Consider the following 6,948-nt stretch of genomic DNA (forward strand, 5'->3'; position numbering starts at 1 on the left):
GACCGACACGGCGAATTTAGTCCCTATCCATTTGATTCTGCGTATGGTGGCACTTAACTATGTCGGGCGCGGGACACCAAATAAATTGGCAAGTGAGCTGGGTAAGTGATCTGGGTGTGACCGCGGGACTATCGGAGACGAACGATGACGACTGCCGTGACCATCAGTGACCGGGCCGCACGCCGGATTGGGGAGATTCTCAAGGGCGAAGGTTCTGGCGCGATGCTGCGGATCTCGGTCGAAGGCGGCGGCTGCTCGGGGTTTCAGTACAAGTTCGATATCGACCGCGCCCGCACCGACGACGACCTTGTGATCGAGCAGAACAATGCGGTGGTGCTGGTTGATTCCGCCTCGCAGCCTTTCCTGGCAGGATCGCAGGTCGATTTCGTCGACGATCTGATCGGGGCGTCGTTCCGCGTCAACAATCCGAACGCGACGGCGTCCTGCGGCTGCGGGACCAGCTTCTCGATCTGACCTGCACCGCCTACGCGCCGGTCATCTGCCTTTCCTCGTCCGTCCATTCTACCTCGGCCGGTATCATGTCCGGCTGAAGGGGCGCGTCGTCCCACGCGTCACGGTTCAGTGCGCGCAGCAATGCCGTCACCAGCGCGGGCTTGCGTAGCGGCTTTGCCAGGAAGTCCGACATGCCGGCCTCGCGGCAGATCCTGACGTCTTCCGGGAAGGCATTGGCGGTCAGTGCGACGATCGGTAACTCCGCGAAGCGCGTGCCTTTCGCGCGGATTGCCCGGGTCGCGGCAAGGCCATCCATGTCGGGCATGCGCACGTCCATCAGCACGACGTCGTAGTCGCCCTCGGAGGCCGCCTCGACCGCCTCGACGCCGTCGCTCACGACGCGCAGCTCGACCTCGAAGGCCCCTAACATCTTGCTCACGACCATGCGGTTGACGGCATCGTCCTCCGCGACCAGCACCTTCAGCGGCCGGTCAAGCGCGGCGATGCGGGCCTTGAGATCGTCGGCTTCGTCGCGGTCTGTAGTCTGGTCGGATGCCTGCGCCTGGCTCCAGGGCAGCACCAGCGTGAAGCGGAAGGTCGAGCCCTCGCCCGGCGTCGAGGTGACGCCGATGGTGCCGCCCATCTGCTCGATGATGCGCCGCGAGATCGCGAGGCCAAGCCCGGTACCGCCGAAACGGCGGCTGATCGAGGCATCGGCCTGGGCGAAGTCAGAGAAGAGCTGCCCGACCTTCTCGGGTGCGATGCCGATACCGCTGTCGCTCACGCTCCATTCAACGGTCGCAAGCAGATCGCGGCGCGCCTGGCAGGTCGCCGAGATCGTCACCTCGCCGGCATCGGTAAATTTCACCGCATTGGACGCGAGGTTGAGCAGCACCTGGCGGATACGCGCAACGTCGCCGCGCAGCGTCGGCGGCAGGTTCGGGTCGAGTTCGATCTTAACCTCGAGCCCCTTGCTCCTGGCGCCTGCGCGCACCACGGCCGCGACCGTCTCGACCAGCGCGTGCGGCGCGAAGTCGATCACCTCGAACTGGAAACGTCCGGCTTCGAGCTTGGAGAGATCGAGAATGTCGTTGAGGATGCGCTGAAGATTGTCGCCGGATTCGCGGATCGTGGTGACGGCCTCGTGCTGCTCCGGATCGAGCTTGGTCTCAAGCAGCATGCTGGCAAGCCCGAGCACGCCGTTCATGGGGGTGCGGATCTCGTGGCTCATCACAGCCAGGAAGTCGGACTTGGCCCGGCTCTCGGCCTCAGCCTTTTCTGCGCGCCAGCGCTCGGTCACGTCGCGCCCGAAGCCGCGATAGCCGAGGAATTGGCCGTCGCGGTCGTGGGCCGGCTTGCCCGTCAGCGACCACAGCCGCGCCTCGCCGCCGGCGACGACCTTGATACTCATCTCGTGCAGCGGTTCGGCATGCTCCATCAGGCCGACGATGTTGTAGGCCGCCGTCTTGTCCTCGGGGCAGAGCATGTCGAGCACGTCGGCGAAATGAGATCCCTTCAGGAGCGGAAGCGGCAGCTGCGCGACCGCGGCGAAGCGCTCGGGCACGTCGACCAGATGCCCCTCGGCGTCGGTCTGCCATAGCCAGTCGCTGGCATTCTCCTGGAAATCCTTCAGCAACAGCGAGATGATCTCGGTCTGCCGTTCGAGCTCGAGCTGGGCCTTGAGATTGCCGACGAACAGATTGCCTTGGGAGACGATGTTGCCCGCCATGAAGAACGCGAACAGCAGCAGGAACACCGAGGTCATCAGGTACGGCCCGGCGCCGCACAGCAGCAGCGCGCCGGCGCAGGCAACCGTCATGGTGGCGAGATAGACGAGACCGGCGCGCGGGAAGGTCGACAGCGTGAAGGCGCCGCCGGACATCATGCCGACCATCAGGCAGGCCAGAATGAGCTGGCTGGTCGGCTCGATGCGGCTGAACAGTGCCAGCGGCAGGGTGCCCCAGATCGCCGCGAGGAAAAATGCCTGCCGCATCATCTGCCGCGCGGCGCGCACTGTTGCTTCCTGGGGCGGATTTTGGTGGGAACGTCGCCAGGCGCGAACGGCGAGCGAAGCCGTGGTGGCGAGCGTCAGGCCCCAGATCGCGAGGAAGTCGTTCCAGCCCCTGCCCCAGAACAGGATCAGCACGATGGCGACATTGAGCATGGTGACGGCCATCGTCACCGGGATCAGCCGCGTCACAGCGTCGATCTGCTTGGCGCGGATCCGGCGCACCTCGCGCTCACTGAGATCGGCGGTCAGGCCGTCCTCGATCTCGAAGCCGCCGAGCCAATACAGGAACGCGCCGATCAGGCCGTCACGCGGTTCATTTCGCTTTATGGATTTGTCCGGCCATCCCATCCGAGGAACCTTTTCGGCATTAATGGCCCGCGGCCTGCTTAGGCCGGGTTAATTTTGTGGGAGATTTTGCGCCGTCCTTGACGGGCGCGTTTGCAGTTTGTTCTAACGGGGCCCCGCCTGGAGCTTCCCGCAATGCCAATCAGAGTAGCCACCTGGAACGTGAACTCGGTCCGGCAGCGGATCGAGCATCTCCTCACTTGGCTCCGGGAGTGCCAGCCGGACATCGTCTGCCTCCAGGAGATCAAATGCGTCGATGAGGCCTTCCCACGGCTGGAGATCGAGGCCATGGGCTACAACGTCGTCACCCACGGCCAGAAGACCTTCAATGGCGTCGCCTTGCTGTCGAAACTGCCATTCGACGAGACCAAGTCGGGGCTTGCCGGCGATGACGAGGATGCGCATGCCCGCTTCCTCGAGGGCGTGGTGACGCTCAAGCGCGGCGTGCTGCGCATCGCCTGCCTCTACCTGCCCAACGGCAATCCGGTCGGGACCGAGAAATATCCCTACAAACTCAAATGGATGTCGAGGCTTCTTGAGTATTCGAAGGAGCGGCTTAAGGCCGAGGACCCGCTGATCCTCGCTGGCGACTTCAACGTCATCCCCGCCGCTCGCGACGTGCACAATCCTGCGGCCTGGACCGGGGACGCCCTGTTCAAGGCCGAGACGCGGGAGAGCTTTCAGTCCCTGCTCGGCCTCGGCCTGACCGACGCGCTGCGGACGGTCACCGACGAGCCCGGACTCTACACCTTCTGGGACTATCAGGCCGGCGCTTGGCAGAAGAACCAGGGCCTGCGGATCGATCATCTGCTGATGTCGCCGCAGGCCAGCGACCGGCTCGCCAATGTCGGCATCGACAGCTATGTGCGCGGCTGGGAGAAGCCGTCGGACCACGTGCCGGTATGGGCGGATCTGGATTTGGAGGCGGCGTAGCGCCGCCTCTACAGGCTCACTCGTGGCGGCCTTGCACCCACTGTTCCAGCATTTGCAGGCACATGGCGCGGTCGTCGTCGGAGGCCTTGGCGAAAGCGCGGTTGTAGCTTTCCTTGATCCAGACTTCCTCGGCGCCGGCGCTGTCACGCGCCAGGGTCAGCCACATCAGGCCGCGCGCGGCCTGCCGCGGCAGGCGGTCGCCGTTGAACAGCATTTGGCCAAGCAGCGCCTGGGCCTCGTGCTGGCCCTTCTGCGCGGCCAGGCCGAGCCAGCGCGCGCCGTAGCGGAAGTCCTCGCGCGAGGCGTCCGGCGTCTTCAGGTAGAGCCGGGCGAGATCGTACTGAGCATCCGCATTGCCGAAATAGGACGCCGCGTAGGAGAACATCTCCCGCGCCCGGTCCGGATCCGACTTGACCTTCGAATTCGGGATTCCGCTGAGATAGTAGCGGCCGAGCGCGACGAAGGCGTTGGCCACGATCTGCGCCTGCGGCGCCGACGGGCTGTCCTCGGCATGCGCGTTCGCGATGCGGCTGAAATATTCGAATGCGCGCACATCGTCCTGGGCGACACCGTCGCCATTGGCATACATGCGGCCGAGCTTCCACTGCGCGATCGGATGACCGCCCTCGGCGGCATATTGCAGGGCGCTGAGCGAGATTTCCTGGCCGGCCACGGCCGGCGGCACATTGCGCACCTTGCCTGCGACGCCGGGCAAGGTGGTGACCACCGGGATGGCCGCATCCTTCTGGTTGACGGGCGCACCGTCGAAGGCGAACGCGGGCGCGGCCAGCGCAGCAGCCCCCAACACAAACGCAACGATGGTACGCCTAGATGTCCGCATAACACTGTTTCTCGTACGCGCCGCCGGGATGGGTTACCGCCCCATCGATCGCCGGCCCAACCTGCTGAGCATATTTCCACAGCGCGCCCGACGTATGGTTAGTCGCGCGAGCGCGCCATTTGGTCTTGCGCTGGGCGAGCTCGTCGTCGCTCAATTTTACGTCAAGGGTGCCGGCGACCGCGTCGATCTCGATGATGTCGCCATCCTGCAACAGTCCGATCGGCCCCCCGACAGCGGCCTCGGGCCCGACATGACCGATGCAGAAGCCGCGGGTGGCGCCGGAGAAGCGCCCGTCAGTGATAAGCGCGATCTTGCCTCCCATGCCCTGGCCGGTCAGCGCCGCGGTGGTCTGGAGCATTTCCCGCATGCCGGGGCCGCCCTTGGGCCCCTCGTAGCGGATCACGATGACTTCGCCTTCGCGGTAAGTGCGGTTCTGGACGGCCTCGAAGGCATCCTCCTCCCGGTCGAAGCAACGCGCTGGACCGGTGAACCTCAGGTTGGACATTCCCGCGACTTTCACGATCGCACCTTCTGGCGCCAAATTGCCCTTCAGACCGACCACACCGCCAGTGACGGTGATGGGCTTGTCTGCCGGGTGCACCACGTCCTGGTGCGGATTCCATTTCACGCTCTTGAGGTTTTCGGCGATCGTTCGACCGGTGACGGTGAGGCAGTCACCGTGGAGAAATCCGTTGTCGAGCAGCGTCTTCATCAGAAGCGGTATGCCGCCAACTTCAAACATGTCTTTGGCGACATAACGACCACCTGGCTTCAAATCGGCGACATACGGTGTCTTTTTGAAGATTTCGGCGACGTCAAATAAGTCGAATTTTATTCCGGCCTCATGCGCGATCGCCGGTAGGTGCAGCGCAGCATTGGTCGAGCCACCGGAGGCCGCAACCACGGCGGCCGCGTTCTCCAATGCCTTGCGGGTGACGATGTCGCGCGGCCGGATATTGGCGGCGATCAGGTCCATCACCTTCTCGCCCGCGGTCATGCAGAACGCATCGCGGATTTCGTAAGGTGCGGGCGCGCCGGCCGAGTACGGCAGTGCGAGCCCGATCGCCTCGGACACGGTCGCCATAGTGTTGGCAGTAAACTGCGCGCCGCAGGCACCGGCCGATGGGCACGCCACCCGCTCGATCTCGTCGAGATCCTCGTCCGACATGGCGCCGACCGAATGCTTGCCGACGGCCTCGAACATGTCCTGCACGGTGACCTGCTGCCCGCGGAAATTGCCGGGCAGGATCGAGCCGCCATAGATGAAGATCGAGGGCACGTTGAGGCGGACCATCGCCATCATCATGCCCGGCAGCGACTTGTCGCAGCCGGCAAGACCCACCAGCGCATCATAGGCGTGGCCGCGGATGGTCAACTCGACGGAGTCGGCGATACATTCGCGTGACGGCAGCGAGGAGCGCATGCCGTCATGGCCCATGGCGATGCCGTCAGTGACGGTGATGGTGCAGAATTCACGCGGGGTGCCGCCGGCCGACGCGACGCCCTTCTTCACCGCCTGCGCCTGGCGCATCAAAGCGATGTTGCAGGGGGCGGCCTCGTTCCAGCAGGAGGCTACGCCGACGAAGGGCTGGTGGATCTGCTCGCTTGTCAGACCCATGGCGTAGAGGTAGGAGCGATGGGGCGCGCGCGCAGGGCCTTCCGTCACGTGACGGCTCGGCAGCCTCTGCTTGATGTTGCTCTTCGCGTCCATCGCAAACCAGTTTCCCCAGCCAACCCTTTCAGACCCGAGAAATCAAACCCAAGATTTGAATCGACCTTGGGATTTCTCGTCGCCTTTCAAGGAGCGCCGCTGCCGATAAAGCATTCGAATGATTTTATTCATGTTCGGGTGTGGCTAAATAGCGGCGCCGAGGCGAACAGCCTGCAATGAGGGTTAAATCCCGACTGACTGTTGCATTGACGGCACAATCGTGGCTCGAAGGACACGGTTGGCCTTACCATGATACCCTCTGTGGGGGGCCATCCACAACTTCAGATTTCGAGGCAGCCTCAGCGCGCCGTCTTTTGTTTCGAGGGCGGAGTGCACCGGAACTGAGTCGTCGCCGTTGACTTCGGTTGTAGTGGGCTTTCCCGGCATCCGCGCCCCGCCGCCTGCTCTCGTATCCTAGACCCGCCGCAACGCTCTTCAGCGTTGCAGCGGGACCCAGATGGGCAACACTATATGCACCGCCGAGATGGGCCCGGCTCTGCAGCGCACCGCTGAAGGAGCGCTGCACCTGCGTCCGGGGAGGAGTGAGGCGCGCTCTCTCCACATCATCATTGCGACCACAGCAAGAAATATCAGTCCCGTCATCCCCGCGCAGCGGCGAAGCCGCTGTCGCTGGATGCGGAATCCGAGGCAAAG

5 protein-coding genes are annotated in these 6,948 nt (G+C 64.1%); 2 read left to right on the forward strand and 3 right to left on the reverse strand.

Going from position 1 to position 6,948, the window contains the following annotated elements:
* Nucleotides 1-144 precede the first annotated feature (144 nt).
* Nucleotides 145-474 (forward strand): iron-sulfur cluster insertion protein ErpA, encoded by a 330-nt coding sequence (gene erpA, locus FXV83_RS13900; protein WP_148739773.1) that lies wholly within the window; start codon nucleotides 145-147, stop codon nucleotides 472-474.
* 10 nt (nucleotides 475-484) lie between these two features.
* Here erpA and FXV83_RS13905 read toward each other — a convergent pair whose 3' ends face one another.
* On the reverse strand, nucleotides 485-2,812 hold the full coding sequence (locus tag FXV83_RS13905) for an ATP-binding protein (RefSeq protein WP_148739775.1): 2,328 nt from the start codon (nucleotides 2,810-2,812) through the stop codon (nucleotides 485-487).
* 132 nt (nucleotides 2,813-2,944) lie between these two features.
* Here FXV83_RS13905 and xth point away from each other — a divergent pair, with 132 nt between their 5' ends.
* Complete coding sequence (xth, locus tag FXV83_RS13910; protein WP_148739777.1) at nucleotides 2,945-3,742, forward strand: exodeoxyribonuclease III; 798 nt, start codon at nucleotides 2,945-2,947, stop codon at nucleotides 3,740-3,742.
* Nucleotides 3,743-3,758: 16 nt separating this feature from the next.
* On the opposite strand, the gene FXV83_RS13915 is transcribed toward xth, so the two are convergent.
* Together FXV83_RS13915 and ilvD are read right to left on the reverse strand one after the other, a co-directional pair.
* Entirely contained in the window at nucleotides 3,759-4,583 is an 825-nt protein-coding gene (locus tag FXV83_RS13915) for a tetratricopeptide repeat protein (RefSeq protein WP_148739779.1), read from the reverse strand.
* On the reverse strand, nucleotides 4,570-6,294 hold the full coding sequence (gene ilvD / locus FXV83_RS13920; protein ID WP_148739781.1) for a dihydroxy-acid dehydratase: 1,725 nt from the start codon (nucleotides 6,292-6,294) through the stop codon (nucleotides 4,570-4,572). Before ilvD ends, FXV83_RS13915 begins: the two co-directional genes overlap by 14 nt.
* Nucleotides 6,295-6,948 lie beyond the last annotated feature (654 nt).

The sequence above is a fragment of the Bradyrhizobium hipponense genome (genome assembly GCF_008123965.1).
In the GTDB taxonomy this organism is placed as follows: domain Bacteria; phylum Pseudomonadota; class Alphaproteobacteria; order Rhizobiales; family Xanthobacteraceae; genus Bradyrhizobium; species Bradyrhizobium hipponense.

Excerpts from the sequence above, each read along its gene's own strand:
- FXV83_RS13905 (WP_148739775.1), bottom strand. The coding sequence starts at position 2,812 with ATGGGATGGCCGGACAAATCCATAAAGCGAAATGAACCGCGTGACGGC.
- ilvD (WP_148739781.1), bottom strand. The coding sequence starts at position 6,294 with ATGGACGCGAAGAGCAACATCAAGCAGAGGCTGCCGAGCCGTCACGTG.
- erpA (WP_148739773.1), top strand. The coding sequence starts at position 145 with ATGACGACTGCCGTGACCATCAGTGACCGGGCCGCACGCCGGATTGGG.
- xth (WP_148739777.1), top strand. The coding sequence starts at position 2,945 with ATGCCAATCAGAGTAGCCACCTGGAACGTGAACTCGGTCCGGCAGCGG.
- FXV83_RS13915 (WP_148739779.1), bottom strand. The coding sequence starts at position 4,583 with ATGCGGACATCTAGGCGTACCATCGTTGCGTTTGTGTTGGGGGCTGCT.